Source organism: Streptomyces sp. NPDC058335 (assembly GCF_042723915.1).
Classification (GTDB): Bacteria; Actinomycetota; Actinomycetes; order Streptomycetales; family Streptomycetaceae; genus Streptomyces.
Genome location: NZ_JBHXHX010000025.1, coordinates 82,399 through 107,216 on the forward strand (window position 1 = coordinate 82,399; position 24,818 = coordinate 107,216).

Genomic DNA, 24,818 nt, shown 5'->3' on the forward strand with positions numbered 1-24,818 from the left:
CACCCGTGCGGACGCCGTGTCCCCGCCCACCCGGGCGGGTACACCCAGGGGGTACCCGCCCGGTGGCCGCGCATCCGCTGCCGTACGCGGACCCGGCGAGGGGGGCTCGATGACCGAGTATGTGACGCGGACCAGGACGCACCCCGGCGGGGCGAGGGAGGGGGCACGGGGCATCCCGAGTCAGACCGACGGCGGCACCGGGGCGCCCGACGGGCACGAGGCGGCGGCGATCCTGGAGGAGACCCGGGGCTCGGTCGACCCCGCGCTGCGTGCCGCGCTCGACTCGCTGCCCCGCTCGATGCGGCGGATCTCCCGCTACCACTTCGGCTGGGAGCACGCGGACGGCACACCGGCCGCGGGCAACGCGGGCAAGGCGATCCGGCCCGCGCTGGTGCTCGCCGCGGCCGCCGCGCTCGGCGGCCCGGCGGCTCGGACAGCGGCCCTCCCGGCGGCCGCCGCCGTCGAACTGATCCACAACTTCACGCTGTTGCACGACGACGTGATGGACCGGGACACCACCCGCCGGCACCGCCCCACCGCTTGGACGGTGTTCGGCGACGCCGACGCCATCCTCGCCGGGGACGCGCTCCAGGCGCTCGCCCTGGGGATGCTCGCCGCGGACCCGCATCCGGCGTCCTCGGCCGCCGCCGCCCGGCTCGCGGACTGCGTGGTGGAGCTGTGTGCCGGCCAGCACTCGGACACCGCCATGGAGAAGCGGGGCCCGGCCGAGGTCACCCTCGACGAGGTGCTCGCCATGGCCGAGGCCAAGACGGGCGCGCTGCTCGGGTGCGCCTGTGCGCTCGGCGCGCTGTACGCGGGGGCATCCGAGGAGGACGTCGAGGCGCTGGACGCGTTCGGCCGTGAGGCCGGGCTCGCCTTCCAGCTCATCGACGACGTGATCGGTATATGGGGCGACCCGCGGCACACCGGCAAACCGGCCGGTGCCGACCTGGTCGCCCGCAAGAAGTCCCTGCCGGTGGTCGCCGCGCTCGGCTCCGGCTCCCCGGCCGCCGCGGAACTGGCCGAGCTGTACGCGCTCCCCCACGAGCAGGGGGACGACGTGGAGCGGATGACGCTGGCCGTCGAGCGGGCGGGCGGCCGGGAATGGGCCCTGGAACAGGCGGCCGACCGCATGGCCCGAGCGATGTCCGAGCTGGCCCGCGCCGTCCCGGACCCGGAATCGGCGGGCGGCCTGCTGTCCCTGGCGGAGTTCGTGACGCGTCGCAGCACCTGAGGAGGGGCGCGACCAAGGCCGGTAGCCCCTGCCTCTCGAAAACCCCGGACCTCCGGAACCGTGCGGCTCCTGACTCCGTACGGCCCCGAGGGGACCGGTCAGGCGGGCCCCGCACATCCCCACGGTGTGCGGGACCCGCCTCTTCGTGTCCCCGGTCATGTGGAACCTCTTCTCCCACTTGCCTCGGTTTCTCGGAAACCCTGGCGGACACCTTGCAATCACTACAGCTGAAGTACTACAACTGGAGTTGTTAGAAACCAGCCCAGGGAAAGAGACCGGCTTGCGAAAGCTCACCTACTTCGTCGCCTGCTCCATCGACGGCTTCATCGGAGACCCCCAAGGCGACGCCTCGTCGATGTTCGGGTTCCTGGACGAGGAGTTCCTCGGCTACCTCGCCTCCACGTATCCCGACACCATCCCCGTCCAGGGCCGTGAGTCGATGGGTCTGAAGGACGCCGAGAACCCGAACTTCGACAGCGTGATCCAGGGCCGGGCCAGCTACCAGCTCGCCCTCGACGCCGGCATCACCAGCCCCTACGGCCACCTGCGCGAGTTCGTCGCCTCCCGCACCCTCGACGCCTCGCCCGACCCGAACGTCGAGATCATCGACGGTGACCTGGCCGCCCGGGTCCGCCGGCTCAAGGCCGAGGACAGCAAGCTCGGTATCTGGCTCTGCGGCGGCTCGCGCATCGCCGGTGAACTGCTCGACGAGATCGACGAACTCGTCATCAAGACCTATCCGCAGGTCTACGGCTCCGGCATGCCGATGTTCGGCGCGGACTTCTCCGTGACCGACTTCAGCCTGGAATCCGTGCGCACCTTCTCCAACGGAGTCCTCGTCCGCACCTACGCACGGACGCGCTGACCGGCCTACCCTGAGGACATGGACAGGGAAAAGCACGTCTGTCCCGCCTGTGGGCAGACCGTGGACACGGTGGTCCGGCGCCACAAGACGCTGGGCGCGTGGGTACCGCGCTGGGTCGCGGGCCCGTGCCACAACCCCGACTGCGAGGCGTGCGTCGAGCCCGGCAGCGAACAGCACGGCCACACCGAGCAGCACGGCCGCGCCGCATCGCCGGAGCACGCCGACGAGCCGAGAGCCCCCGCATCCCCCGCCTCCTGACGCCCGCCCGGCCGGGCGGGCGTGGTCCCATGGCCGAACGGGGAGGGGCGGACATGAGGGATGCCCGAGGGGTCGTCGTAGGGGCCGGCGGTGGGCCGTCGCCGTACGGGCGCTGACGGCCGTGGTCGGGGCGGGATGACGCTGTGGTTGCAGGACGCGGCCAGGCCGTCGCAGCCCGCCCGCCTGGCACAGGGACGAGGAATCCGCGCCGCTGCTGGAGATCGACGCGGACGACCACTCGGGGTGCCCGCCGGAGGCAGCGACCGCCGACGACCCCACGATCGTCCAGTGCCTGTACGTCGACGTCGTGGCCCCCTGGTTAGGCCCGCGGCAGCCCGCCCGTCTCCGCGTCGCGGCCCGTCAGGCAGTACAGGCCGCCCGCCGGGTCGCGCAGGACCGTCCAGTGGGGGTGGGCGGCGACGAACCGTGCGCCGAGCCGCTCGTGCCGGGCGCGGACCGCGTCGATGTCCGGGCCGCACGCGAGGTCGAGGTGGGCGGACACGGGCCGCTCCTCGCCGACGCGCTGGAGCAGGATCCGCACGGGCAGTCCCGGCGGCGGCGCCACCACGTGGAACTCCGGCAGCGAACCCGGCCGGGACGCCCAGTCGGGCAGGAGGCCGCTCCAGAAGGCGACTTCGGCGTCGTACGCGGACGGCGGGATGTCGAGGCTGACCTGGTCGAGGCGGCTGCCGGCCACCACGGGCGGGCGTACGGACTCGCCGTGCCAGGGCACCGCGCAGAACAACTGACCGGCGGGGGAGCGCAGTACGGCCCACCCGTCGTGGGCGGCGACCGTACGCGCGCCCCAGTCCAGCGCCGCCGCGACGAACCCCTCGACGTCCTCGACGCAGAAGTCCGGATGCGCACCGCCCCTGTCGTCGTCGACCGCCTGCACCTTCACGCAGGCGTCGGCTCCCTCCGGCAGCAGGGTGGCGAACTCGTCCTTGTCCCCCCGGAGTTCGGACAGGGCCGTGTCCGTGACGGCGGTCCAGAAGGCACAGGCCCGCTCGAAGTGCTCGGCGGGCCGGTCGGCGAAGGCGTACGTCCAGCGGACGGGGACGTGGGTGCTGGTGCGGGGGCTCATGCGGCGATCGTAGGCCGGTGCACCCGCGGGATCGCCCGGGTTTTCAGGCGCCCGCGGTGTCGTCCGAGCGCTCCATGAACCGCAGCAGGTTCCCCGCCGGATCCCTGAACGCGCAGTCCCGCACGCCGTACGGCTGGTCCATCGGCTCCTGGAGGACCTCGGCGCCGGCCTCCCGCACGCGCTCGTGCAGCGCGTCGCAGTCGGCCGTGGTGAAGATGACCCCGCGCAGCATGCCCTTGGCCAGCAGCCGGGCCATCAGCTCCCGGTCGGCGGGGGAGGCGTCCGGGCTCGCGCCCGGCGGCTCCAGCACGACCTCCACGTCCGGCTGGAGCGGCGAGCCGACCGTCAGCCACCGCATCCCCTCGAACGAGACGTCGTTGCGGACCTCCAGGCCGAGGATGTCCCGGTAGAAGTACAGGGCCTTGTCGTGGTCGTCGACGGCCAGGAAACACTGGCGGAGTTTGAGATCCATGGCGATCACCCTATGTACGTCGGGGGCGCGTGTACGTCCGTGCGACGCACGGCGGGATCACCGCGCTCGCCTCGTGCGAACGCGCCCGGTAGGCACTCGGCGTCTCGCCCACCAGCTCGGTGAACCGGGCGCTGAACGAACCGAGCGAAGTACAGCCGACCTCCATGCAGACCTCCGTGACCGTGAGGTCGCCGCGCCGCAGCAGCGTCTTGGCCCGCTCGATCCGGCGGGTCATGAGGTAGCCGTACGGCGTCTCGCCGTAGGCCTCGCGGAAGCTGCGCTGGAAGTGGCCGGGGGACATCAGGGCCGTGCGGGCGAGCACGGCTACGTCGAGGCGCTCCGCGTACTCACGGTCCATCCGGTCGCGCGCCTGCCGCAGCCGGACCAGGTCCTCCAGGGTCACACGGCCAGCATCGCACGGGGGCACCCGATCGTGCGGAGGTTCCGCGGGGGGCCGCGGTGCCCGCCCCGGGCATGCCGAAGGGGCCCGGTCGTGATGCCGACCGGGCCCCTCCGGAAAGTCCCTCGCCCCGCGGTGGTGCACCGACCGCCGGTGTCGGGAACGGCCCAGGTGTCAGGCCTTCTTCGTCTCCCAGAAGATCTTGTCGATCTCGGCGATGAGTTCCAGCGCCTTCTCGCCCGTCTTCGGGTCGGTCGACGCCTTCGCGGCCGAGAGGGCCTTGAGGGTGTCGTTGACCAGCTGGTGCAGCTGGGGGTACTTCTCGAAGTGCGGGGGCTTGAAGTAGTCGCTCCACAGCACGGAAACGTGGTGCTTCGCGAGCTCGGCGCGCTGCTCCTTGATGACGGTGGCGCGCGCCTGGAAGTGCGCGTCGTCGTTGGCGGCCATCTTCTCCTGCACGGCCTTCACCGACTCCGCCTCGATGCGGGCCTGGGCCGGGTCGTACACACCGCAGGGCAGGTCGCAGTGCGCGCTGACCGTCACCTTGGGGGCAAACAGGCGGGAAAGCATGGAGCGTTCCTTCCTCGTGATCGTCTTCTCAGGTGGGACATTACTCCCTGCGGGAACGGTTTTCGCGAGTGCCCCCATGGGCTTAGGACAAAAGTCCGGGGTCAGACTGAGACTGGTGGAGGAACGGACCAGGGGAGGTGCCGGCGATGCCGGAGCCGTCGCAGGACGTCGAGCGAGGGAGGACCACCGTGCCGTTCGGACTGGCCGAGGTGACCGGTCCGTCCATGGTGCCCACGCTGCACCACGGCGATCAGCTGGTGGTGCGGTACGGGGCCAGGGTGCGGCCGGGGGACGTGATCGTGCTGCGGCACCCCTTCCAGCAGGACCTGCTCGTCGTCAAACGGGCCGTGGAACGCCGCGAGGGCGGCTGGTGGGTGCTCGGGGACAACGCGTACGCGGGCGGTGACAGCACCGACTACGGCACGGTGCCCGACGAGCTGATCCTCGGGACGGTGCGGTTCCGGTACCGGCCCCGGAAGCGGGGTCAGCGTTCGCCGCTGGCGGCGCTGCGCTGGGCGCTCTCCGCGGCCAGGCCCGTGCTGGCCGACCGGTCGGCCTCCAGGCGCTTGCGGGCGCGGTAGGCGGCCACGTTGGCGCGGGTGGCGCAGCGGTCGGAGCAGTAGCGCCGGGAGCGGTTGGTGGAGGTGTCCAGGTAGGCGTTGCGGCACGGGCTCGCCTCGCACAGGCCCAGCCGGTCGACGCCGTACTCCGTCAGGTGGAAGGCCAGGCCCATCGCGGCGATGGCGGCGTAGCCGGCGGTCGCGTTCGACGGGTGGTCGGCGAGGTGCATGTGCCACAGCGGGCGGCCGTCGTCGTCGCGGTGGTCGTGCCCGGAGATCTGCGGGCTGACCGGGAACTCCAGCAGGAGGGAGTTCAGCAGGTCGACGGCGAGGGTCTCGTCGCCGCCGTCGGCCGCCTCGAAGACCGCGCGCAGGCGGCCGCGGACCGAGCGGAACCGCGTGACGTCCGTGTCGGTGGCGCGGCGGGCCGCCGACGCGTTGCCGACGAACAGGCCGCGGACGGCCTCGACCGAGGTCAGCGAGTCCTTGCCCCGGGCCGGTTCCTCGCTGTTGACGAGGCGAACGGCATAGTCCGAGTAATAGGCCAGTTCCACTTGTAGTCCTTACGGAGGGGCTCTATGGTCGTCGTTGCGGTCGGGTAACGGCTGATCGTGCTTCCAGGGTATTACGCGGGCGAAGGAAGAGAGGGCTCCCATGACCACGACGAGTACGGGAACCGACTGGCAGTCCTGGCAGGAGAGCTGGGACCGGCAGCAGGAGTGGTACATGCCCGACCGGGAGGAACGCTTCCGGATCATGCTCGACATGGTCGAGTCGTTCGTCGGCCCCACACCCCGCGTTCTCGACCTCGCCTGCGGCACCGGCACCATCACCGCCCGGCTGCTCGCCCGCCTCCCCGGTGCCACCAGCACCGGCGTCGACCTCGACCCGGCGCTCCTGGCCATCGCCGAGGGCACTTTCGCGGGCGACGAGCGGGTCACCCTGGTGACCGCCGACCTCAAGGACCCCGGCTGGCGGGCCGGGCTGCCGTACGACTCGTACGACGCCGTCCTGACCGCCACGGCCCTGCACTGGCTGCACAGCGAACCCCTCGCGGCCCTCTACGGTCAGGTCGCCGAGCTGGTCCGCGACGGCGGTGTCTTCATGAACGCGGACCATATGATCGACGACTCCACGCCCCGGATCAACGCGGCCGAACGCGCCCTGCGCCACGCCCGCATGGATCAGGCCAAGGCCGACGGCGCCCTCGACTGGGCCGAGTGGTGGCAGCTCGCCGCCCAGGACCCGGTCCTCGCCGGTCCGACGGCCCGCCGCTTCGAGATCTACGGCGAGCACGCCGACGGCGACATGCCGGCCCCGTCCTGGCACGCGCGCGTGCTGCGCGAGAAGGGGTTCGCGGAGGCGAGGCCGGTGTGGTGCTCGCCCTCGGACACGCTGTTGCTGGCGCTGAAGTGACGAGAGGGGCGGTACGGAGAACTCCGTACCGCCCCTCCACCGTGCGTGGTGTCAGGTCAGAGGACCTTGGACAGGAACGCCTGCGTCCGCTCGTGCTGCGGGTTCGTCAGGACGTCGCGCGGGTTGCCGGACTCGACGACCACACCGTCGTCCATGAAGACCAGGCTGTCGCCGACCTCGCGGGCGAAGCCCATCTCGTGCGTGACGACGACCATCGTCATGCCCGACTCCGCCAGGTCGCGCATGACGTCGAGGACGTCACCGACCAGCTCGGGGTCCAGCGCCGAGGTCGGCTCGTCGAACAGCATCAGCTTCGGGTCCATGGCCAGGGCCCGCGCGATCGCGACGCGCTGCTGCTGGCCGCCGGAGAGCTGCGAGGGGTAGTTCCCGGCCTTGTCGCCGAGGCCGACCCGCTCCAGCAGTTCCCTGGCACGCTCCCTGGCCTGACCCCTGTTCTGGCCCTTGACCTGGACCGGGGCCTCCATGACGTTCTCGACCGCGGTCATGTGCGGGAAGAGGTTGAACCGCTGGAACACCATGCCGATGTCCCGGCGCTTCAGCGCGACCTCGCTGTCCCTCAGCTCGTACAGCTTGTCGCCCTTCTGGCGGTAGCCGACCAGCTCGCCGTCGACGTACAGACGACCGGCGTTGATCTTCTCCAGGTGGTTGATGCACCTCAGGAAGGTCGACTTGCCGGAGCCGGACGGGCCGATGAGGCAGAACACCTCGCCGGAGTTCACCTGAAGGTCGATGCCCTTGAGGACCTCGACGGGGCCGAAGGACTTGTGCACGCCCTCGGCCTTCACCATGGGGTGGGAGGGCTGCGTCATGCCGAGACTCCCTTCGGGCGGCGCGCGGGCAGGACGGCGGCCTTGACGCGCTGGAGCGGCGTCGGCGGCAGGCTGCGGCTCGAGCCGCGGGCGTAGTACCGCTCGACGTAGTACTGCCCGACGCTGAGGATCGAGGTCATGATCAGGTACCAGGCGGCGGCGAGGAAGTACATCTCCACCGTGGAGCCCGCGTTCTGACCGATGTCCTGCGCCTCCTTGAAGAGGTCGGCGAACTGCACCGCCGAGACGAGCGAGGTCGTCTTCAGCATGTTGATGACTTCGTTGCCCGTCGGCGGCACGATCACCCGCATCGCCTGCGGGATGACGATCCGCCGGAGCGTCTTGGTGTGGCTCATACCGAGTGCGTGCGACGCCTCGCTCTGCCCCTCGTCGACCGAGAGCAGACCGGCACGGCAGATCTCGGCCATGTACGCGGCCTCGTTGAGGCCCAGGCCGAGCAGCGCCGTGAGCAGCGGCGTCATGAACGAGGACCAGTAGTCCTTGTAGATCGGACCCAGGTTGATGTACTCGAAGACCAGGCCCAGGTTGAACCAGACGAACAGCTGGACCAGGACCGGGGTGCCGCGGAAGAACCAGATGTAGAACCACGCGATCGACGAGGTCACGGGGTTCTTCGACAGGCGCATCACGGCGAGCAGGATGCCGCCGACGATGCCGATCACCATGGAGAGCACGGTGAGCAGCAGGGTGTTCCAGACGCCGTCGATGATGCGGTCGTCGAAGAAGTAGTCCGGGATCGCGTCCCAGTTGATATTGCCTTGCGCGAAGGCGTAGACGACCGAGCCCAGCAGGGCCAGCGCGACGGCCGCCGAAACGTATCGCCCGGGGTGCCGGACCGGGATGGCCTTGATGGCCTCCGGCCCGGCGGGGGGCGTCGCGTCGGGACCGTCCGTCTTGTTGACGTCAACAGTCACGGGTGGAGCCTTTCAGAGCCGAGTCGAACGGTGGCGGTTCAGGAACCGCCGTTGATCTTGGACTCGGTGATCGCGCCGTCGCCGACGCCCCACTTCTCGATGATCTTCTTGTACTCGCCGTTGTCGATGATCGCCTGGACGGCAGCCTGGAGCGCGTCACGCAGCTCGGTGTTGTCCTTGGCGACGGCGATCCCGTACGGACCGGCCTCGACCTGGTCGCCGACGATCTCGAAGTACTTGCCGCCCCCGGCGTTCTTCACGGAGTAGGCGGCGATGGGGAAGTCCGCGGAGACGACGTCGGCGCCCTTGGAACGCATCCGGGTCTCGGCCTCGGGGTTGGTGGCGAAGTCCTCGATCTTGAGGGCCGCCTTGCCGTCCTTCTTGCACTTCGCCGCCTGGTCCTTGGCGAGGTCGTGGGAGAAGGTGTTGCGCTGCACCGCCATCGTCTTGCCGCAGAGGTCGTCCCAGGTCTTGATGCCCTGGGTGTCGCCCGCGTTGGTGTAGAGGGAGACGCCCGCGGTGAAGTAGTCGACGAAGTCGACGCCGGCGCCGACCTTCTTGCCGGTGTCGCCGTCGATGCCTTCCTGGCGGTCCTTGGTGTCGGTCATGGCCGACATGGCGATGTCGTAGCGCTTGGACGCCAGACCACCGATGAGGGTGTCGAACGTGGCGTTCTGGAACTCGAACTTCACGCCGAGCTGCTCGCCCATGGCGGCAGCGATGTCGGGGTCGATGCCGGCCGTCTTGCCGGAGCTGTCCTTGAACTCGACCGGCGCGTACGCGATGTCGGAACCGACCTTGATGACGCCCTTGTCACGGATTGCCTGGGGCAGCTTGTCGGCCAGCGGGGCCGCGCTCGTCGAGGCGGTGTCGCTGCTCCCGGAGTCGTTGTCCTTGGTCTGGTCACCACAGGCGGTGAGCAGCAGGGCGCCCGTGACCGCGAGGGTTCCGACCGCGGCGAGCCGGGTGCGCGCGGCGGTGGTACAGCGGATGGAGCGTGCGGTCATGGTGAGTGCCTCCGGCGGATGGAATGGAGATGCCGATGGGTCGACGAGAACACACACCATCGGGTGTCGCGACCTCGTGTGATGACGGCATCTTGCCATTCGGACGACGCCATTCAGGGGGCCAGCTATGTCAAAATCGGATAACGGGCGACACCCGAATCCCATCAGTCCGGTACATCACGACCGGACCGGACCGGACCATCTGCGGGAATCCTTGCTTCCGGCCGGAAGATCTCCGGTCCATCTCGCCATGTGGACGAACACGCTCCGTCATGACCCGTGGGCCTCACATTTTGTCAAGGGTTCGGCCGGGACTTGTCCGCGCTTCGCGCATGAGTCATCTCACTGGGGCATGACGGCGCTGGTGAGGTGTAGGAGTCCTGCAAACAGCGGCATGTGACCTTGCACCGAATGGACTCGTCGTCGGTGGTGTCCGTCCGGTAAGAAGGTTCTTTACACCCCTCACCCGGGGCTCAGGGCGCGTGTGCGGCGCGCCCGACGCGCAGACGCCCGTACGTATCACCGCTGGGTCCTGCGCGGTGCCCGCCCACTTCTCAACCAGGAGTGGCCACCCTCATCCAAAAACATCTAAGGGGTAAGACACAGTGGCAGCGGAGATCGTCAATCCTCGCAGCGAGAGCGAAGCGGACCGAACGGGCCAGGAGGGCGGTGCGGAGCCCCTCGACTCGTTCGATCCGGCGTTCGCGCTGCACCGGGGCGGAAAGATGGCCGTGCAGGCCACCGTTCCGATCCGCGACAAGGACGACCTGTCCCTCGCCTACACGCCCGGCGTCGCGCGGGTGTGCACCGCGATCGCGGAACAGCCGGACCTGGTGAACGACTACACGTGGAAGTCGTCCGTCGTCGCCGTCGTGACCGACGGTACGGCCGTTCTCGGCCTCGGGGACATCGGGCCGGAGGCCTCCCTTCCGGTGATGGAGGGCAAGGCCATCCTCTTCAAGCAGTTCGGCGGGGTCGACGCGGTGCCGATCGCGCTCGCCTGCACGGACGTGGACGAGATCATCGAGACCGTGGTGCGCCTCGCTCCCTCGTTCGGCGGTGTGAACCTGGAGGACATCTCGGCGCCGCGGTGCTTCGAGATCGAGCGCCGGCTCCAGGAGCGGCTCGACATCCCGGTCTTCCACGACGACCAGCACGGTACGGCCGTCGTGACGCTGGCGGCGCTGCGGAACGCGGCCCGGCTGAGCGGACGCTCGATCGCGGAGCTGCGGGCCGTCATCTCGGGCGCCGGCGCGGCCGGTGTCGCCATCGCCAGGATGCTCGTCGAGGCCGGCATCGGAGACGTCGCGGTCAGTGACCGCAAGGGCGTCGTCTCCGCGGACCGCGAGGACCTGACCGACGTCAAGCGCGAGCTGGCCGGGTTCACCAACAAGGCCGGCCTCACCGGCTCCCTCGAGGCCGCGCTGTCCGGCGCGGACGTCTTCATCGGCGTCTCCGGCGGTACGGTCCCGGAGGCCGCGGTCGCCTCCATGGCGAAGGGCGCCTTCGTGTTCGCGATGGCCAACCCCGACCCGGAGATCCACCCCGAGGTCGCCCACAAGTACGCGGCGGTCGTCGCGACCGGGCGGTCGGACTTCCCCAACCAGATCAACAACGTGCTGGCGTTCCCGGGCATCTTCGCTGGTGCGCTCCAGGTGCGGGCGTCCCGGATCACCGAGGGCATGAAGCTGGCGGCGGCCGAGGCGCTGGCGGGTGTCGTGGGCGACGATCTCGCGGCGGACTATGTCATTCCTTCGCCGTTCGACGAGCGGGTCGCTCCGGCGGTCACCGCGGCGGTTGCCGCGGCTGCCCGTGCCGAAGGGGTCGCCCGTCGCTGACCTGCGGCAGAGATGGCCCCGCCGGTTCCTCGGGCGGGGCCGTTCTTCTACCCACCCACCCACCCGCCCGCCCGTCCGTCCGGGTGGATCGAGGGGTGGGCCTCGCCTCCGGCGCTGACGGTCGTACGGCGGCTGCGCGCCGTCTCGGGCCGGGCGCGCAGTTCCCCGCGGCCCTGCTCGGCCCGCCGCTCACATCTGTCGTCCGGTCGCGCAAGAGGGCATGTCTCACAGTGCCCTCCGGTTTCGCCGGGGGGCGGTGGACCCTATCGTCGGGGGCATGTTCGCCGTCTACGCCGCTCGAATCGACCGCGACCAGCCGCTTTCCGGACTGGAGTTGGGGGAGCGACCGGCCCCCGACGCCCGTCCCGGCTGGAGCACCGTCACCGTCCGGGCCGCCTCCCTCAACCATCACGACCTCTGGTCCCTGCGGGGCGTCGGCCTCGCGGAGGACAAGCTGCCGATGATCCTCGGCTGCGACGCCGCCGGCATCGACGAGGACGGCAACGAGGTCGTCCTGCACTCCGTCATCGGCCAGACCGGCCACGGGGTCGGTCCCCGCGAGCCCCGGTCCATCCTCACCGAGCACTATCAGGGCACCTTCGCCGAGCAGGTCACCGTGCCGACCTGGAACATCCTGCCCAAACCGAAGGAGCTGTCCTTCGAGGAGGCCGCCTGTCTGCCCACCGCCTGGCTGACCGCCTACCGCATGCTGTTCACCAACGCGGGGGTGCGGCCCGGTGACTCGGTGCTCGTGCAGGGCGCCGGAGGCGGTGTCGCCACGGCCGCGATCGTGCTCGGCAAGGCGGCGGGGCTCCGGGTCTTCGCGACCAGCCGGGACGAGGCCAAGCGGAAGCGGGCCCTGGAGCTGGGGGCCGTCGAGGCCGTCGAACCGGGCGCGCGGCTGCCCCAGCGCGTGGACGCCGTCATCGAGACCGTCGGTGCCGCCACCTGGTCCCACTCGGTGAAGTCGCTGCGGCCCGGCGGCACGCTCGTGATCTCCGGCGCGACCAGCGGCGACCGTCCCTCGCACGCCGAACTGACCCGGATCTTCTTCCTCGAGCTGAAGATCGTCGGCTCGACCATGGGCACGAAGGACGAGTTGGAGGACCTGCTCGCCTTCTGTGCGGCGACCGGGGTCCGGCCCGTCATCGACGAGGTGCTGCCGCTGGACCGGGCCCGGGAGGGCTTCGAACGGCTCTCGTCGGGCGACCAGTTCGGCAAGATCGTCCTCACGCACTCCTGACGGTCGCAACGCACTTCTCACGGGTTCACGCACTCCTGACGGCGGGTCCGGTCTCCGGGCCCGCCTTTCGCGCACCTCCCGTGTCAACTGTGGTTGACGCGGAGCAGGTGTCAACGTAAGTTGACACCATGACCGAAGCAACGGATCTCGCCGAGCGCGCGGGTGATCGCGATCCCCGGGTCGGGCTGCGGGCCGTCGCCGCGCTGCGTCGGCTGTTGGAGCAGTTGGAGGCGGTGCAGGTGCGCAACGCGCGCAATCAGGGCTGGTCGTGGCAGGAGATCGCCGCGCAGCTCGGTGTGAGCAGGCAGGCCGTGCACAAGAAGTACGGGAGGCATTGATGTTCGAGCGGTTCACCAAGAGTGCCCGGGACGTGGTGCGCGAGGCGTGGGAGCACGCCGAGCGGGCGGGAGCGCCGTCGGTGGAGACGGAGCACATCCTGCTCGCTCTGCTCGACCGGGAGGCCAGCCGCGGTTCCTTCGCGCTGGCCGCGCTGGGACTCACCGAGCGCGGGGACGCGGTCCGGGAGGCGCTGGTCGAGGCGCGGCGACGGGCCGGACTGTCCCAGGCGGAAGCCGATGCCCTGGCGGGGCTGGGCATCGACGTCTCGGAGATCGTCGCCCGGGTCGAGGAGGTGCACGGAGTGGGGGCGATGTCCGGTGAGATGAAAGGCAAGGGGTGGTGGTCCGGCCGCCGTTCCTTCGGGCGTGGCGGCAAGGAGGTGCTGGAGAAGGCCCTGCGCATCGCGTTGGCCCACCATGACCGTCACATCGGCGACGAGCACATCCTGCTGGCCCTCGCCGCCCGCCCCGGCGTGCCCGCGGAGGTCCTCGCCGACCACGGGGTGACGTACGAGTCGCTGACACGGGTGCTGTACGGCGGAGGCCAGGGCGAGGCCAAGGCGGGCTGAGGGGGCGGGGGGGCGGAACTCTGGGGGCGCCTCCCTGGGTGGTACGGCTGAGCTTCCGGTTCGTTCCGGTTCGCTCCGGTCCGACCCGTCGTGCCGGTCGTGCCGGTCGGCGGCTGGGCGGCCGTATCACCCGAGGTGCGTCGGTCAGGGCTTCGGGGTGCGCAGTATCGCCCCGATGTGGGCCGCCGCCGTCGACAGGTGGCGGCGGGTGTCGAGGAGCTGGTCGGCCGTGACGCCGTGGTCCCGGGCGGCGTCACGGATGTCGTCGCGGAAGCGGTCGAGCAGGCGGTCCAGGTCACGGGCCGGATCGCCGGTGAAGTCCTCGTGGGCCCACGACGGCTCGTACGCGCCGGGGAAGTCCTCCGGGGTCTGCGCGTACTCGGGTGTCGGTGCGGCCTTCTCGGCGGTGCCGTGGCCCCGGCCGAAACCGAAGTCCTTCCCGAACTCCTTGCCGTAGTCCTTTCCGAACTCGCCGAACTCCTTGGCCAGTTCGGTCAGGCCCTCGCGGACGCCCGTCGGCCAGTCGCCCCGCGCGAAGTGGTCCTGGACCTGCTCCTGAACCCGTCGCGCTATGCGCTGGACCTCCTCCTGCGCATGGGCCACGGCCCGGTCCTGGGCCTCCTTGGCCTGGTGGCGGGCCCGCTGGGCCTCCTCGCGGGCCCGGCGGCTCTCGTCCTTGGCACGGCGGGCCTGCTCCTTCCACTCCTGCTTGACGCGCCGCATCTCCTCCTTGGCGACCCGCCACGACTCCTTGTCGCCGTACTCCCCGTGCTCCCCGGCGCCCGGTCCGGTGCCAGAACCGGCGCCTCGGCGGGCCTCGGAGGCCGCCGCCCGCATCTCGCGCCGCAGGTCGCCCGCCGCTCCGCGCACATCGGCCCGGATCTCCGCGGCCAGTTCGGCGACCGACTCGCGGATCTCCAGTTCCAGGTCGGCGAGTTCACCGCTGCGGTCGGCCAACTCGGCCCGGCCCGCGTCGGTGATGGCGTACACCTTGCGGCCGCCCTCACTGGTGTGGGTGACCAGGCCCTCGGCCTCCAGCTTCGCCAGCCGGGGGTACACGGTGCCCGCCGAGGGCGCGTACAGCCCCTGGAAGCGTTCCTCAAGGAGGCGGATCACCTCGTAGCCGTGGCGCGGGGCCTCGTCCAGAAGCTTCAGCAGGTAGAGACGGAGGCGGCCGTGGGCGAAGACGGGAGGCATGTCAGAGCACCTTCTTGTCGGTCGTGCTGTCGTCCGGGCCGGACGCGGAACCGTCCCCGGCGGAACCGTCCCCGGACGGGAAATTGTCTCCCGGGCCGACGGGCTCGCCGTCGGCCGGAGCGGCCCCCGCCTCCCATGGCCCGTCCTCCAGCGGAGGCCGGCGCAGCAGGGCGATGGAGCCGGAGACCGTCGTGGCCTTGAGGCTGCCGCTGCCCGTGCCGAGACGGCCGGTGATCCGCTTGGCGCCCCACCGGCCGCTGACCCGGAGGTCCTCGAAGGCGTTGGAGACCGAGCCGCTCGCGGTGTTCGCCTCCACCTGTGCGTCCGCCGGGTGGGGCAGCCGGATGGCGATCTCGCCCGAAACGCTGGTCAGGCTGATGTCGGTGGGGCGGCCCGCCGGGTCGAGGTCGACGATCATCGAGCCGCTCACCGAGTCGGCCTTCACGGAGGAGCCCGCCTCGACGACGGTCAGATCCCCGGAGACGGAGTTGAAGCGCAGGTCCCCGGTGAGGGCCTGCGCCTCCACGTTGCCCGAGACGGTGTCCGTGCGGACCGGGCCCGTGAGGCCCACCAGGGTCGTGTCGCCGGACACCCCCTTCACCTCGGCGCGCCCGTCGAGGCCGGAGACCACCGCTCCGGCGCTCACCACACCCACCTCCACGCGGGTGCCGGCAGGGACGGCGAGCGAGACGACGGCGCTGCGCTGCCAGCCCTTGCGGTCGAGCCACTTGAGGAAGCCCTTCCAGGGCAGGTCCTCGTACGCCACCGTCAGCGCACCGTCCCGGTGGGTGACCACGAGAGGGGGTCCCTCGATCCGGGAGACCTCCAGGCGGGCGGAACCCTCCTCGGTGCCCACCACGTTGACCGTTCCGTCGACGATGCGGACGTGCAGCTCGCTCACCGGCTCGTCGAAGGAGAGTTTCCTCGGTTCGGCGACGGACCACTCGGACATGGTGATGACCTCCTCGACGACACGACACGCCATATCGCGTCTCATGCAAAACACGATATATCGCGGTCGTCGAAAGTCAAGACACTCTTTCCGGTGATGGTGACCGGCCTCCAGCCGTTCCCGGCGGGCACGAAAAAAGGGGCGCCCCTCAGGGCACCCCCACGCACGCGGCCGGCGTGACGTCGGTGGACCTACTCGTCACACGTCACACCTCACACGTCACTCGTCATCCTCGTCGTCCAGCCGGGCCAGCCACGTCGCCAGTCGCTCCACCGGCACCTCGAAGTCCGGGTTCAGGTCGACGAACGTCCGCAACTGCTCGGCGAGCCACTCGAAGGTGACCTCCTCCGCGCCGCGCCTCTTCTCCAGCTCTTCGATGCCACGGTCCGTGAAGTACATGGGTCAAGGATAAGTGGGCGCAAACGGCCGGGCCGCACCCCGTGAAGGGGTGCGGCCCGGCCGCTGTCCCATGGTGTCGAGGAGGACGCCTACGCCTCGAACACCTCACGCACCAGCTGCTCCTGCTCGGCCTGGTGGCGCTTGGCCGAGCCGACCGCCGGGGACGAGCCGTGCGGCCGCGAGATGCGGCGCAGGCGCTCGCCGTGCGGCACGTCCGCGCCGACGGCAAGGTCCAAATGGTCGATCAGGTTCAGGGCGATGAACGGCCAGGCACCCTGGTTGGCCGGCTCCTCCTGCGCCCACAGGTACTTCTCGGCGTTCGGGTACTTGGCGATCTCCGCCTGGAGTTCGGCACCCGGCAGCGGGTACAGGCGCTCGATGCGGATGATCGCCGTGTCCGTGGAGCCGCGCTTCTGACGCTCGGACTCCAGGTCGTAGTAGACCTTGCCGGCGCAGAAGACGACCTTCTTGACGGCGGCCGGGTCGACCGAGGCGTCGCCGATGACGGGGCGGAACTGGCCCGTCGTGAACTCCTCCGCCTTCGACGCCGCGGCCTTGAGGCGCAGCATCGACTTCGGGGTGAAGACGACCAGCGGCTTGTGGTGCGGGTTGTGCACCTGCCACCGCAGGAGATGGAAGTAGTTCGACGGCAGGGTCGGCATGGCGACCGTCATGTTGTTCTGGGCGCACATCTGGAGGAAGCGCTCCGGGCGGGCGGACGAGTGGTCCGGGCCCTGGCCCTCGTAGCCGTGCGGGAGGAGCAGCGTGACGCCGGACGTCTGACCCCACTTCTGCTCCGCCGACGAGATGAACTCGTCCACGACCGTCTGGGCGCCGTTGACGAAGTCGCCGAACTGCGCCTCCCACAGCACGAGGGCGTCGGGGCGGGCCAGCGAGTAGCCGTACTCGAAGCCCATCGCCGCGTACTCGGAGAGGAGCGAGTTGTAGACGTTCAGGCGCGCCTGTTCCTCCGCGAGGTACATCAGCGGCGTGAACTCCTCGCCGGTCTCCCGGTCGATGATCACGGCGTGCCGCTGTCCGAACGTACCGCGCTGGGAGTCCTGGCCGGCCAGGCGGACCGGGACGCCCTCCAGGAGGAGGGAGCCGACGGCCAGCGTCTCGCCCATGCCCCAGTCGATCGTGCCGTCCTCGACCATCGTGGCCCGGCGCTGGAGCTGAGGCAGCAGGCGCGGGTGGGCGGTGATGTGGTCGGGGATGTTGACCTGGGACTCGGCGATGCGCTTGACGACCTCCGCCGAGATCGCGGTGTTCACCGCGACCGGGAAGCCGTCCTGCGGGTCGGGGGACGTGCCGGGGGCGGGCTGCGCGGTGGCCTCACGGACCTCCGTGAATACCTTCTCCAGCTGACCCTGGTAGTCCTGGAGCGCCTGCTCGGCCTCTTCCAGGGTGATGTCGCCGCGACCGATGAGGGACTCGGTGTAGAGCTTGCGCACCGAGCGCTTCTTGTCGATCAGGTCGTACATCAGCGGCTGGGTGAAGGCCGGGTTGTCCGACTCGTTGTGACCGCGGCGGCGGTAGCAGATGAGGTCGATCACCACGTCCTTGTTGAACGCCTGGCGGAACTCGAAGGCGAGCCGCGCGACGCGCACCACGGCCTCCGGGTCGTCACCGTTCACGTGGAAGATCGGGGCCTCGATCATGCGGGCCACGTCCGTCGCGTACATCGAGGAACGCGAGGACTCGGGGGCCGCGGTGAAGCCGACCTGGTTGTTGATGACGATGTGGACCGTGCCGCCGGTGCGGTAGCCGCGCAGCTGCGACATGTTCAGGGTCTCGGCCACCACGCCCTGGCCCGCGAAGGCCGCGTCGCCGTGGATCGCCACCGGCAGGACCGTGAAGTCCGTGCCGCCCTTGTTGACGATGTCCTGCTTGGCGCGGGCGATGCCCTCCAGAACCGGGTCGACCGCCTCCAGATGCGAGGGGTTCGCGGCGAGCGAGACCTTGATCTGCTCGCCGTCCAGGCCCGTGAAGGTGCCCTCGGCGCCCAGGTGGTACTTCACGTCGCCGGAGCCGTGCATCGACTTCGGGTCGAGGTTGCCCTCGAACTCGCGGAAGATCTGCGCGTACGACTTGCCGACGATGTTCGCCAGGACGTTCAGCCGGCCGCGGTGGGCCATGCCGATGACGACCTCGTCGAGGCGGGACTCGGCGGCCGAGTCCAGCACCGCGTCGAGCAGCGGGATGACGGACTCGCCGCCCTCCAGGGAGAAGCGCTTCTGGCCGACGTACTTCGTCTGCAGGAAGGTCTCGAAGGCCTCCGCCGCGTTCAGCCGGCGCAGGATGCGCAGCTGCTCCTCGCGCTCCGGCTTGGTGTGCGAGCGCTCGATGCGGTCCTGGATCCACCTGCGCTGCTTGGGGTCCTGGATGTGCATGAACTCGACGCCGGTGGTGCGGCAGTACGAGTCGCGCAGCACGCCGAGGATGTCGCGCAGCTTCATCAGGGACTTGCCCGCGAAGCCGCCGACCGCGAACTCGCGCTCCAGGTCCCAGAGGGTGAGCCCGTGCTCGGTGATGTCCAGGTCGGGGTGCTTGCGCTGGCGGTACTCCAGCGGGTCGGTGTCGGCCATGACGTGGCCGCGGACCCGGTAGGAGTGGATCAGCTCGAAGACGCGGGCGGCCTTGGTGACGTCGTCGTCGTGGCTGGCGTCGATGTCCTTGAGCCAGCGGACCGGCTCGTAGGGGATGCGCAGGGCCTCGAAGATGTCGTCGTAGAAGCCGCTCTCGCCGAGGAGGAGGTTCGCGACGATGCGCAGGAACTCACCGGACGCGGCGCCCTGGATGACCCGGTGGTCGTAGGTCGACGTGAGCGTCATGACCTTCGAGATGCCGAGCTTGTTCAGGGTGTCCTGGCTGGTGCCCTGGAACTCCGCCGGGTAGTCCATCGAGCCGACGCCCATGATGACCGACTGGCCGGGCATCAGACGCGGGACGGAGTGGACGGTGCCGAGGCCGCCGGGGTTGGTCAGCGAGACCGTGACGCCGGTGAAGTCGTCCATCGTCAGCTTGCCGTCGCGGGCGCGGCGGACGATGTCCTCGTAGGCCTGCCAGAACTCGAAGAAGTTCAGCGTCTCGGCCTTCTTGATGCCGGCGACGACGAGCTGGCGGTCGCCGTTGGGCTTCACCAGGTCGATGGCCAGGCCGAAGTTGACGTGCGGCGGCTTGACGAGGGTGGGCTTCCCGTCCTTCTCCGCGTAGTGCCAGTTCATCGACGGCATGGCCTTGATGGCCTGGACCATCGCGAAGCCGATCAGGTGCGTGAAGGAGATCTTCCCGCCCCGGGCGCGCTTGAGGTGGTTGTTGATGACGATGCGGTTGTCGAACAGCAGCTTCACCGGGACCGCGCGCACGGACGTGGCCGTGGGCAGTTCCAGTGAGGCGTTCATGTTCTTGACGACCGCGGCGGACGGGCCGCGCAGCGTCACGTACTCGGGGCCCTCGGGAGAGGCGGCGGGCTCGGCCTTGGCAGCCGGCTTGGCGGCCGGGGCCGCGGCCTTGGCGGGAGCCGGAGCAGCTGCCGCGGGCTTCGGGGCGACCGGCGCCGGCGCGGGAGCCGGTGCGGCGGGCGCGGCCTGGGCCGGAGCAGCCGGAGCAGCCGGAGCGGCTGGCGCCGCCGGTGCGGCGGGAGCCGCGGGCGTGGTGGTGGTCGCTGCGGCCCCCGCGGCCGCAGTACCCGCCGGAGCCGAAGGCGCGGCCGCGCCCGGCTTGTAGTCGGCGAAGAAGTCCCACCAGGCACGGTCTACCGAATTCGGGTCCTGGAGGTACTGCTGATAGATCTCGTCGACGAGCCACTCGTTCGGTCCGAACGCGGCCGCGGGATTCTTGCCCGTTTGGTCTGCGTCGGTCGAGATGCTCGATGCGTTACTGGGGGACTGTGGCGACACGGCGGCAACCGCCCTCTTCCGCTTCACAAGGTGATGGACAGCGGGAATAAAGGCTACGCCTCCCGGAGGGTGAAGGTCAGGCCGGGCCACCGCATCGTCGCGTAAGTCACATCGGAAGGGCTGTTTCGGGGGTGGAAATGGCGGGAAACAAACGCGGTTGCGCTGCGAGCGGGATCCATTGATGCCGGTCGCACACGCTCAGCGTGCGGACCTGGGCCGACCTTGGCCGGCGGGCTGCCTGATCACACGTGTCCGACGGGACGAACGCCCGTGGATCTTGTGGCTCCGCTTCGAACTTTACGTCAACTTGGGACGGAAGAGTCTCCCGGAAGAGTGATAAGAATCCGGCAACCCCGCTCGGATTCGGCCACTCCGATCCGGCCTCCGTGCAGATCGACCGCCCAGCGGGCGATCGCCAGCCCCAGTCCCGTACCGCCGTCGCTGCCCGGACCGTGCGGCCGGCGGACGGCTCCCCGGTTGAACCGCTCGAAGACCCGGTGCCACTCCGAACGCGGAATGCCGGGGCCCTCGTCCAGGACCTCCAGCTCCAGCGACTCCGGCAGCGGCCCGCGCCGCGCCCTGACCGTCACCCGTCCGTGCGGCGGACTGTGCTTGACCGCGTTGTCTATGAGGTTCGCGACGACCTGGTGGATGCGCTCCGGGTCCGCGTGCGCGGTCAGCTCCGGAGGGGTCACGTCCAGGTGCAGATGGACGTCCGTGCGGGTGTGGCTGCCGCCCGAGCCCATCGTGGCGCGCGCCGAGGCGACCATGTTGGCCTCCTTCAGCACCCCGGACAGATACGGCCACACCTCGAAGCGCCGCCTGCGCAGCGGTACGACGCCGTTGTCGAGGCGGGACAGGTCCAGCAGGGTCTCCACCAGCCTGCCCAGCCGCTCGGTCTGTTTCAGCGCCGTCCGCATGGTCTCCGGGTCGGCCTCGGCGATCCCGTCGACCACGTTCTCCAGGACGGCTCGCAGACCCGCGATGGGGGTGCGCAGCTCGTGCGAGACGTTGGCCACCAGCTCCTTGCGCTGACGGTCCTGGGCCTCCAGCTCGTCCGCCATGACGTTGATCGTCTGGGCCAGGTCGCCCAGCTCGTCGCGGCGGTTCTCGCTGACCCGGCGGGTGTAGTCGCCGTGCGAGATGGACCGGGCCACGGTGTTCATCTCGTCCAGCGGCGCGGTCAGCGAGTGCGCCACGAACTGCGTGATCAGCAGGGTGGCGATCATCGAGAAGACCGTGATGAAGCGCAGCTCGGTCTCGGTGCGCATGGCGATCATCATCAGCCCGGTGGTGATCAGCACCGAGATGACGACCAGCGCCCCCAGCTTGGTCTTGATCGAGAACGGGCGTACACCGCCCCAGGGTTCCCCGGGGCTTCTCGGTCCGTCCGGCCCGCGGCTCATGGCGTCGGGGTCTCCAGCGCGTAGCCCACGCCGTGCACCGTGCGGATCCGCTCGGCCCCGATCTTCCGCCGCAGCGCCTTGATGTGACTGTCGACGGTGCGGGTGCCCGAGGCGTCCGCCCAGTCCCACACCTCCGCCAGCAGCTGCTCCCGGGAGAGCACCGCGCGCGGGGTGTTCGCCAGGCACACCAGCAGGTCGAACTCGGTGGGCGTGAGATGCACGTCGTCCGAGCGGACCCGGACCCGGCGCTGAGCGTGGTCGATCTCCAGCTCGCCGAGCCGCAGTATCCCGCTGCGCGGCGTCGAGGCCGCGATCGCGGCGCGCTCCACGCGGCGCAGCAGGACGTGCACGCGCGCGGCCAGCTCCCGCATCGAGAACGGCTTGGTCATGTAGTCGTCGGCGCCCACGCCGAGGCCGACCAGCATGTCGGTCTCGTCGTCGCGGGCGGTGAGCATCAGTACCGGCACCGGACGGGCGGCCTGCACGCGACGGCAGACCTCCAGACCGTCGAAGCCGGGCAGCATGATGTCGAGGATCAGCAGATCGGGCTGCCAGGCCTCCGCGGTGTCGACGGCCGCCGGGCCGTCACCCGCCGTTTGCACGAGGAATCCCTCGGCACGCAGGCGGGCCGCGATGGCGTCGACGATCGTGGGGTCGTCCTCGACCACCAGAACCCGCCGCTGCGCACCGGGTGTCGCCGTCGCCGTGCCGTTGTGCGCGGTGTGTGTCTGCTCCATCGCCCGCCCCTGAAGTGTGCTTTCCGGAACCAGTGGGGTGATTCCTTTTCTGCGCATGACTGCGGTTGACGCCTTAATCATCTGCGTCAGGGCAGCAGCGTACGGGGAGTCACCGCGGCTTTGCTATCCAGGTCGGACGGCGAGGTGCACGACGTCCGGCACGCCTCGGGCAACCGGGATCTCTTCGGTACGCACCTGTTGGAACCCGGCATTCCCCAAGGTTCCCTCGAATTTGGGAGACGGCTGGGCGGACCATACCGCGAGTACCCCGCCGGGCCTCAACACCCGCGCGCAGCTTGCGAGTCCGGCCGCTGAGTACAGGCCGTCATTGCCCTCCGTGACGGTCCAGGCGGGCCCGTTGTCGATGTCGAGGCACAGCGCGTCGAACGTGTCGGATGTCTCATTGACGTAGTCGGTCAGATCCGCTTCCACGATCGCGGTGCGCGGATCGGAGAGCGCGGGGCGGGAGATGTCGGCGAGCGGGCCGTCGAGGTGCCAGTCGATGACGGCGCGTTCGCGCTCGACGACCGTGATGCGGCCCCAGCGGGGGTCGGCGGCGGCGTGTGCGAGCGAGAACCCGACGCCCAGGCCGCCGATCAGCACGTGCGGGGCGGGGCGGCCGTCCAGCGCGGTGAGCGCGGCGTCCACCAGCAGGCGTTCCGAGCGGCCGTCGGAGGTGTCCATCAGGAAACAGCCGTTGGCGATGATCTGGAGCAGCCCCCCGTGCCGGCGCAGGACGACCTCGCCGTAGGGGCCCTCACGACGGTCCAGGACTTCGGGGGTGTCGTAGGAGATGGCCATCGGACCATCTTGGCACCGGCCCTGACGATTTGTTGAGCAATATCGGGGGAGGGGCGTTCGAACAGGGGCGATCGGGGTAGGCGCGGTTGACGTCCGGGGGTACCGCCGGGGTCTGAGAGGTTGCTGTGAATCGACTGTCGCGTGGCGTGGGTCACAGACAGGGGCGTCGCCCGGGGCGAAGGGTGGAGGGAGACGGAAGGAGCGCCTCACCGTGGAACGCAGGCTGACCGGTACGGCGGCATCCGGCCCGACCGGCTCGCCCCCGCCCCTTCCCGACGTCCCCGGTCTCCTGGACGGCGTCCCCCGCCAACGCACCCCCGACACCGGCCCCCGGAGCCCGTCCGGACTCCGGCCACAGCGCCCGCCGGGCCACCGGCCCCGTCCGTGGCACCTGCTGCCCACCCCCACCGGCACCCCCTTCACCTTCTTCTACGCCCTCGTCCTGACCGTCACCTCGTACGTCACCGCCCACGCCGACTCCGCCCTCGTACGGACCCTGCACGAGAACTCCAGCACCGACGTCGCGCATCTGCTGAGCGCCCCGGTGCCGGTGCTGGCGGCCAGTGCGCTGTGGGTGGCCGGCGGGATCGCGTCGCCGTTCGTGCTCGGCTTCCTGCTGGTGCTCACCGCGCTGGAGCGGCGCATCGGCGGTCTCCGCACGGCCGGTGTCTTCCTGCTCGGGCATGTGCTGGCCACGCTGGCGACCGAGGTCCCCGTCGGCCTGGCCGTCCTCGTGGGCCATCTCCCGGACAGCTCGCTGCACCGCCTCGACTACGGCATCAGCTTCGGTGTCGCGGCGAGCGTCGGCGCGCTGGCCGGCCTGCTGACGCCCTGGCTGCGCTGGCCGGTCCTCGCGGTGTTCGGCGGAATGCTCCTCCAGGACCTGCTCGCCCTCAGCGACCCGCTGAGCAACTGGGGCCACCTGATAGCGCTGGTGATAGGCGTCGCGACCTGGCCGTGGGTACGGCGGTGGGGTGCGGCGGTGGGCTGCGGCGGAGGTCGCCGGGAGCAGGTGACCGGGGCGGCTAGTCGGCGGCTCGGCCGTCGCCCGTGAACTTCGCGCTGGTCAGCGGTGCTGTCACCGTCCAGCCCAGTGACTCGTACAGGGCCCGGCCGTCCGGGGTGCCCGCAAGGACGCCCGTCTCCGCGCCCTCCGCCGCCGCCGTCTCCGCCAGGGTGCGCATGACCAGGCTGCCCAGGCCGCGGCGCCGGTGCTCGGGCGCGGTCTCGATCTGGTCGAAGACCGCGGTGGCGCCGGTCGGGGCGGCCTGGCCGCGGGCGGCGAAGGAGCCGTCGGGGGTGGTGACCAGGAGGCGGGTGACGCCGCCGCGCGTCCAGCGACGCAGGCGGTAGCCGTCGGGCACGCGGGTGTGCCCCCTGCGGGCCGGCAGCGGCACCGTCATCAGCCAGCCCGGTTCGGGATCCACCCACCAGCCCTCCCCGAGCCAGCGCCCGACCAGCGTGGGGTCCTGGAACACCTTCAGCCACACGCCGGCCGCGGTCACCCCGTCCGCGACCTTGCGCACGGTCCCCTCCTCGACGCCGTCGCCGACGGCCGTGAGGACGTGCCGCGACACGTGCGCCGACTGCCCCACGTCCACGGTGAACCCCCAGGGCTCCCGCACCGGCGGTGCGGCCCCGCGCGACACGACCCAGCCGTCCACCCACGCCCGTACGACGCCGTCCACGCAGTCTCCCGTAATGGTTGCTGTAGACATCTGCCTATTACGATGACCCTATGCGGCCGTACGCCGATCGCGGCAGACGTGATCGCTGACAGCGAACGGCGGCCCGGTCGGGGAACA

Annotated in this window: 26 protein-coding genes; 10 read left to right on the forward strand and 16 right to left on the reverse strand. The window is 70.4% G+C overall.

What is annotated here, in order from left to right:
* Positions 1 to 109 precede the first annotated feature (109 nt).
* The 3 genes from ACFWJX_RS35355 (at position 110) to ACFWJX_RS35365 (ending at position 2,357) form a co-directional block, all read left to right on the forward strand.
* Positions 110 to 1,234, forward strand: a complete 1,125-nt coding sequence (locus tag ACFWJX_RS35355) for a family 2 encapsulin nanocompartment cargo protein polyprenyl transferase (RefSeq protein WP_383250415.1) — start codon at positions 110 to 112, stop codon at positions 1,232 to 1,234.
* 280 nt (positions 1,235 to 1,514) lie between these two features.
* Complete coding sequence (locus ACFWJX_RS35360; protein WP_383250416.1) at positions 1,515 to 2,099, forward strand: dihydrofolate reductase family protein; 585 nt, start codon at positions 1,515 to 1,517, stop codon at positions 2,097 to 2,099.
* Positions 2,100 to 2,117: 18 nt separating this feature from the next.
* Complete coding sequence (locus tag ACFWJX_RS35365) at positions 2,118 to 2,357, forward strand: hypothetical protein (protein WP_383250417.1); 240 nt, start codon at positions 2,118 to 2,120, stop codon at positions 2,355 to 2,357.
* 319 nt (positions 2,358 to 2,676) lie between these two features.
* Here ACFWJX_RS35365 and ACFWJX_RS35370 read toward each other — a convergent pair whose 3' ends face one another.
* The 4 genes from ACFWJX_RS35370 to sodN all read right to left on the reverse strand — a co-directional run bounded on the left by ACFWJX_RS35370 (position 2,677) and on the right by sodN (position 4,883).
* Positions 2,677 to 3,441, reverse strand: coding sequence for a VOC family protein (locus ACFWJX_RS35370; protein ID WP_383250418.1), 765 nt, complete (start codon positions 3,439 to 3,441; stop codon positions 2,677 to 2,679).
* Positions 3,442 to 3,484: 43 nt separating this feature from the next.
* On the reverse strand, positions 3,485 to 3,913 hold the full coding sequence (locus tag ACFWJX_RS35375) for a VOC family protein (RefSeq protein WP_383250419.1): 429 nt from the start codon (positions 3,911 to 3,913) through the stop codon (positions 3,485 to 3,487).
* Positions 3,914 to 3,923: 10 nt separating this feature from the next.
* Positions 3,924 to 4,316, reverse strand: a complete 393-nt coding sequence (locus ACFWJX_RS35380; protein WP_383250420.1) for a helix-turn-helix transcriptional regulator — start codon at positions 4,314 to 4,316, stop codon at positions 3,924 to 3,926.
* A gap of 171 nt (positions 4,317 to 4,487) precedes the next feature.
* Positions 4,488 to 4,883 carry a superoxide dismutase, Ni gene (gene sodN, locus ACFWJX_RS35385; protein ID WP_383250421.1) on the reverse strand — a complete coding sequence of 132 codons (396 nt, stop codon included), beginning with the start codon at positions 4,881 to 4,883 and terminating at the stop codon, positions 4,488 to 4,490.
* 146 nt (positions 4,884 to 5,029) lie between these two features.
* On the opposite strand from sodN, the gene sodX reads away from it, so the two are divergent.
* Positions 5,030 to 5,464 (forward strand): nickel-type superoxide dismutase maturation protease, encoded by a 435-nt coding sequence (sodX, locus tag ACFWJX_RS35390; protein ID WP_383250422.1) that lies wholly within the window; start codon positions 5,030 to 5,032, stop codon positions 5,462 to 5,464.
* Here sodX and ACFWJX_RS35395 read toward each other — a convergent pair.
* On the reverse strand, positions 5,368 to 5,997 hold the full coding sequence (locus ACFWJX_RS35395) for a CGNR zinc finger domain-containing protein (protein ID WP_383250423.1): 630 nt from the start codon (positions 5,995 to 5,997) through the stop codon (positions 5,368 to 5,370). The genes sodX and ACFWJX_RS35395 overlap by 97 nt on opposite strands.
* 100 nt (positions 5,998 to 6,097) lie before the next feature.
* On the opposite strand from ACFWJX_RS35395, the gene ACFWJX_RS35400 reads away from it, so the two are divergent.
* Positions 6,098 to 6,859, forward strand: coding sequence for a class I SAM-dependent methyltransferase (locus ACFWJX_RS35400; RefSeq protein ID WP_383250424.1), 762 nt, complete (start codon positions 6,098 to 6,100; stop codon positions 6,857 to 6,859).
* 56 nt (positions 6,860 to 6,915) lie between these two features.
* Here ACFWJX_RS35400 and ACFWJX_RS35405 read toward each other — a convergent pair whose 3' ends face one another.
* Genes ACFWJX_RS35405 through ACFWJX_RS35415 form a run of 3 tightly spaced genes read right to left on the reverse strand, consistent with a single transcriptional unit; the run spans position 6,916 to position 9,631 of the window.
* On the reverse strand, positions 6,916 to 7,668 hold the full coding sequence (locus ACFWJX_RS35405) for an amino acid ABC transporter ATP-binding protein (RefSeq protein ID WP_383250448.1): 753 nt from the start codon (positions 7,666 to 7,668) through the stop codon (positions 6,916 to 6,918).
* A 17-nt stretch (positions 7,669 to 7,685) separates the two neighbouring features.
* Positions 7,686 to 8,624, reverse strand: coding sequence for an amino acid ABC transporter permease (locus tag ACFWJX_RS35410; RefSeq protein ID WP_383250425.1), 939 nt, complete (start codon positions 8,622 to 8,624; stop codon positions 7,686 to 7,688).
* A gap of 38 nt (positions 8,625 to 8,662) precedes the next feature.
* Positions 8,663 to 9,631: an ABC transporter substrate-binding protein gene (locus ACFWJX_RS35415; protein WP_383250426.1), complete on the reverse strand. Its 969-nt coding sequence runs from the start codon at positions 9,629 to 9,631 to the stop codon at positions 8,663 to 8,665.
* Between the two features lie 605 nt (positions 9,632 to 10,236).
* Here ACFWJX_RS35415 and ACFWJX_RS35420 point away from each other — a divergent pair.
* From ACFWJX_RS35420 to ACFWJX_RS35435, 4 genes are all read left to right on the forward strand, one after another.
* A complete protein-coding gene (locus tag ACFWJX_RS35420) occupies positions 10,237 to 11,469 on the forward strand; it encodes an NADP-dependent malic enzyme (protein ID WP_383250427.1) in 1,233 nt (410 codons plus the stop codon).
* Between the two features lie 277 nt (positions 11,470 to 11,746).
* Positions 11,747 to 12,712, forward strand: a complete 966-nt coding sequence (locus ACFWJX_RS35425; protein WP_383250428.1) for a zinc-binding dehydrogenase — start codon at positions 11,747 to 11,749, stop codon at positions 12,710 to 12,712.
* A gap of 128 nt (positions 12,713 to 12,840) precedes the next feature.
* Positions 12,841 to 13,050: a helix-turn-helix domain-containing protein gene (locus ACFWJX_RS35430; RefSeq protein ID WP_383250429.1), complete on the forward strand. Its 210-nt coding sequence runs from the start codon at positions 12,841 to 12,843 to the stop codon at positions 13,048 to 13,050.
* Positions 13,050 to 13,619 carry a Clp protease N-terminal domain-containing protein gene (locus ACFWJX_RS35435; RefSeq protein ID WP_383250430.1) on the forward strand — a complete coding sequence of 190 codons (570 nt, stop codon included), beginning with the start codon at positions 13,050 to 13,052 and terminating at the stop codon, positions 13,617 to 13,619. Before ACFWJX_RS35430 ends, ACFWJX_RS35435 begins: the two co-directional genes overlap by 1 nt.
* A gap of 144 nt (positions 13,620 to 13,763) precedes the next feature.
* On the opposite strand, the gene ACFWJX_RS35440 is transcribed toward ACFWJX_RS35435, so the two are convergent.
* From ACFWJX_RS35440 to ACFWJX_RS35470, 7 genes are all read right to left on the reverse strand, one after another.
* A complete protein-coding gene (locus ACFWJX_RS35440) occupies positions 13,764 to 14,816 on the reverse strand; it encodes a helix-turn-helix transcriptional regulator (protein ID WP_383250431.1) in 1,053 nt (350 codons plus the stop codon).
* 1 nt (position 14,817) lies between these two features.
* Positions 14,818 to 15,768, reverse strand: coding sequence for a DUF4097 domain-containing protein (locus ACFWJX_RS35445; protein WP_383250449.1), 951 nt, complete (start codon positions 15,766 to 15,768; stop codon positions 14,818 to 14,820).
* Between the two features lie 219 nt (positions 15,769 to 15,987).
* Positions 15,988 to 16,167: a DUF6104 family protein gene (locus ACFWJX_RS35450; protein WP_073491365.1), complete on the reverse strand. Its 180-nt coding sequence runs from the start codon at positions 16,165 to 16,167 to the stop codon at positions 15,988 to 15,990.
* 89 nt (positions 16,168 to 16,256) lie between these two features.
* Positions 16,257 to 20,069: a multifunctional oxoglutarate decarboxylase/oxoglutarate dehydrogenase thiamine pyrophosphate-binding subunit/dihydrolipoyllysine-residue succinyltransferase subunit gene (locus ACFWJX_RS35455; protein WP_383250432.1), complete on the reverse strand. Its 3,813-nt coding sequence runs from the start codon at positions 20,067 to 20,069 to the stop codon at positions 16,257 to 16,259.
* 302 nt (positions 20,070 to 20,371) lie between these two features.
* Complete coding sequence (locus tag ACFWJX_RS35460; protein WP_383250433.1) at positions 20,372 to 21,475, reverse strand: sensor histidine kinase; 1,104 nt, start codon at positions 21,473 to 21,475, stop codon at positions 20,372 to 20,374.
* Positions 21,472 to 22,212, reverse strand: a complete 741-nt coding sequence (locus tag ACFWJX_RS35465; protein ID WP_073491368.1) for a response regulator transcription factor — start codon at positions 22,210 to 22,212, stop codon at positions 21,472 to 21,474. Before ACFWJX_RS35465 ends, ACFWJX_RS35460 begins: the two co-directional genes overlap by 4 nt.
* Positions 22,213 to 22,335: 123 nt before the next feature.
* Positions 22,336 to 23,013 carry a spermidine synthase gene (locus tag ACFWJX_RS35470; RefSeq protein WP_383250434.1) on the reverse strand — a complete coding sequence of 226 codons (678 nt, stop codon included), beginning with the start codon at positions 23,011 to 23,013 and terminating at the stop codon, positions 22,336 to 22,338.
* A gap of 211 nt (positions 23,014 to 23,224) precedes the next feature.
* On the opposite strand from ACFWJX_RS35470, the gene ACFWJX_RS35475 reads away from it, so the two are divergent.
* Positions 23,225 to 24,067, forward strand: coding sequence for a rhomboid-like protein (locus ACFWJX_RS35475; protein WP_383250435.1), 843 nt, complete (start codon positions 23,225 to 23,227; stop codon positions 24,065 to 24,067).
* On the opposite strand, the gene ACFWJX_RS35480 is transcribed toward ACFWJX_RS35475, so the two are convergent.
* Positions 24,039 to 24,731: a GNAT family N-acetyltransferase gene (locus ACFWJX_RS35480; protein ID WP_383250436.1), complete on the reverse strand. Its 693-nt coding sequence runs from the start codon at positions 24,729 to 24,731 to the stop codon at positions 24,039 to 24,041. The genes ACFWJX_RS35475 and ACFWJX_RS35480 overlap by 29 nt on opposite strands.
* Positions 24,732 to 24,818: the final 87 nt, after the last annotated feature.

Coding starts and splice junctions, on each gene's coding strand:
- ACFWJX_RS35355 (WP_383250415.1), top strand. CDS start 110: ATGACCGAGTATGTGACGCGGACCAGGACGCACCCCGGCGGGGCGAGG.
- ACFWJX_RS35365 (WP_383250417.1), top strand. CDS start 2,118: ATGGACAGGGAAAAGCACGTCTGTCCCGCCTGTGGGCAGACCGTGGAC.
- ACFWJX_RS35370 (WP_383250418.1), bottom strand. CDS start 3,441: ATGAGCCCCCGCACCAGCACCCACGTCCCCGTCCGCTGGACGTACGCC.
- ACFWJX_RS35375 (WP_383250419.1), bottom strand. CDS start 3,913: ATGGATCTCAAACTCCGCCAGTGTTTCCTGGCCGTCGACGACCACGAC.
- sodN (WP_383250421.1), bottom strand. CDS start 4,883: ATGCTTTCCCGCCTGTTTGCCCCCAAGGTGACGGTCAGCGCGCACTGC.
- sodX (WP_383250422.1), top strand. CDS start 5,030: ATGCCGGAGCCGTCGCAGGACGTCGAGCGAGGGAGGACCACCGTGCCG.
- ACFWJX_RS35400 (WP_383250424.1), top strand. CDS start 6,098: ATGACCACGACGAGTACGGGAACCGACTGGCAGTCCTGGCAGGAGAGC.
- ACFWJX_RS35405 (WP_383250448.1), bottom strand. CDS start 7,668: ATGGTGAAGGCCGAGGGCGTGCACAAGTCCTTCGGCCCCGTCGAGGTC.
- ACFWJX_RS35415 (WP_383250426.1), bottom strand. CDS start 9,631: ATGACCGCACGCTCCATCCGCTGTACCACCGCCGCGCGCACCCGGCTC.
- ACFWJX_RS35425 (WP_383250428.1), top strand. CDS start 11,747: ATGTTCGCCGTCTACGCCGCTCGAATCGACCGCGACCAGCCGCTTTCC.
- ACFWJX_RS35430 (WP_383250429.1), top strand. CDS start 12,841: ATGACCGAAGCAACGGATCTCGCCGAGCGCGCGGGTGATCGCGATCCC.
- ACFWJX_RS35435 (WP_383250430.1), top strand. CDS start 13,050: ATGTTCGAGCGGTTCACCAAGAGTGCCCGGGACGTGGTGCGCGAGGCG.
- ACFWJX_RS35440 (WP_383250431.1), bottom strand. CDS start 14,816: ATGCCTCCCGTCTTCGCCCACGGCCGCCTCCGTCTCTACCTGCTGAAG.
- ACFWJX_RS35445 (WP_383250449.1), bottom strand. CDS start 15,768: ATGTCCGAGTGGTCCGTCGCCGAACCGAGGAAACTCTCCTTCGACGAG.
- ACFWJX_RS35450 (WP_073491365.1), bottom strand. CDS start 16,167: ATGTACTTCACGGACCGTGGCATCGAAGAGCTGGAGAAGAGGCGCGGC.
- ACFWJX_RS35460 (WP_383250433.1), bottom strand. CDS start 21,475: ATGAGCCGCGGGCCGGACGGACCGAGAAGCCCCGGGGAACCCTGGGGC.
- ACFWJX_RS35465 (WP_073491368.1), bottom strand. CDS start 22,212: ATGGAGCAGACACACACCGCGCACAACGGCACGGCGACGGCGACACCC.
- ACFWJX_RS35470 (WP_383250434.1), bottom strand. CDS start 23,013: ATGGCCATCTCCTACGACACCCCCGAAGTCCTGGACCGTCGTGAGGGC.
- ACFWJX_RS35480 (WP_383250436.1), bottom strand. CDS start 24,731: ATGTCTACAGCAACCATTACGGGAGACTGCGTGGACGGCGTCGTACGG.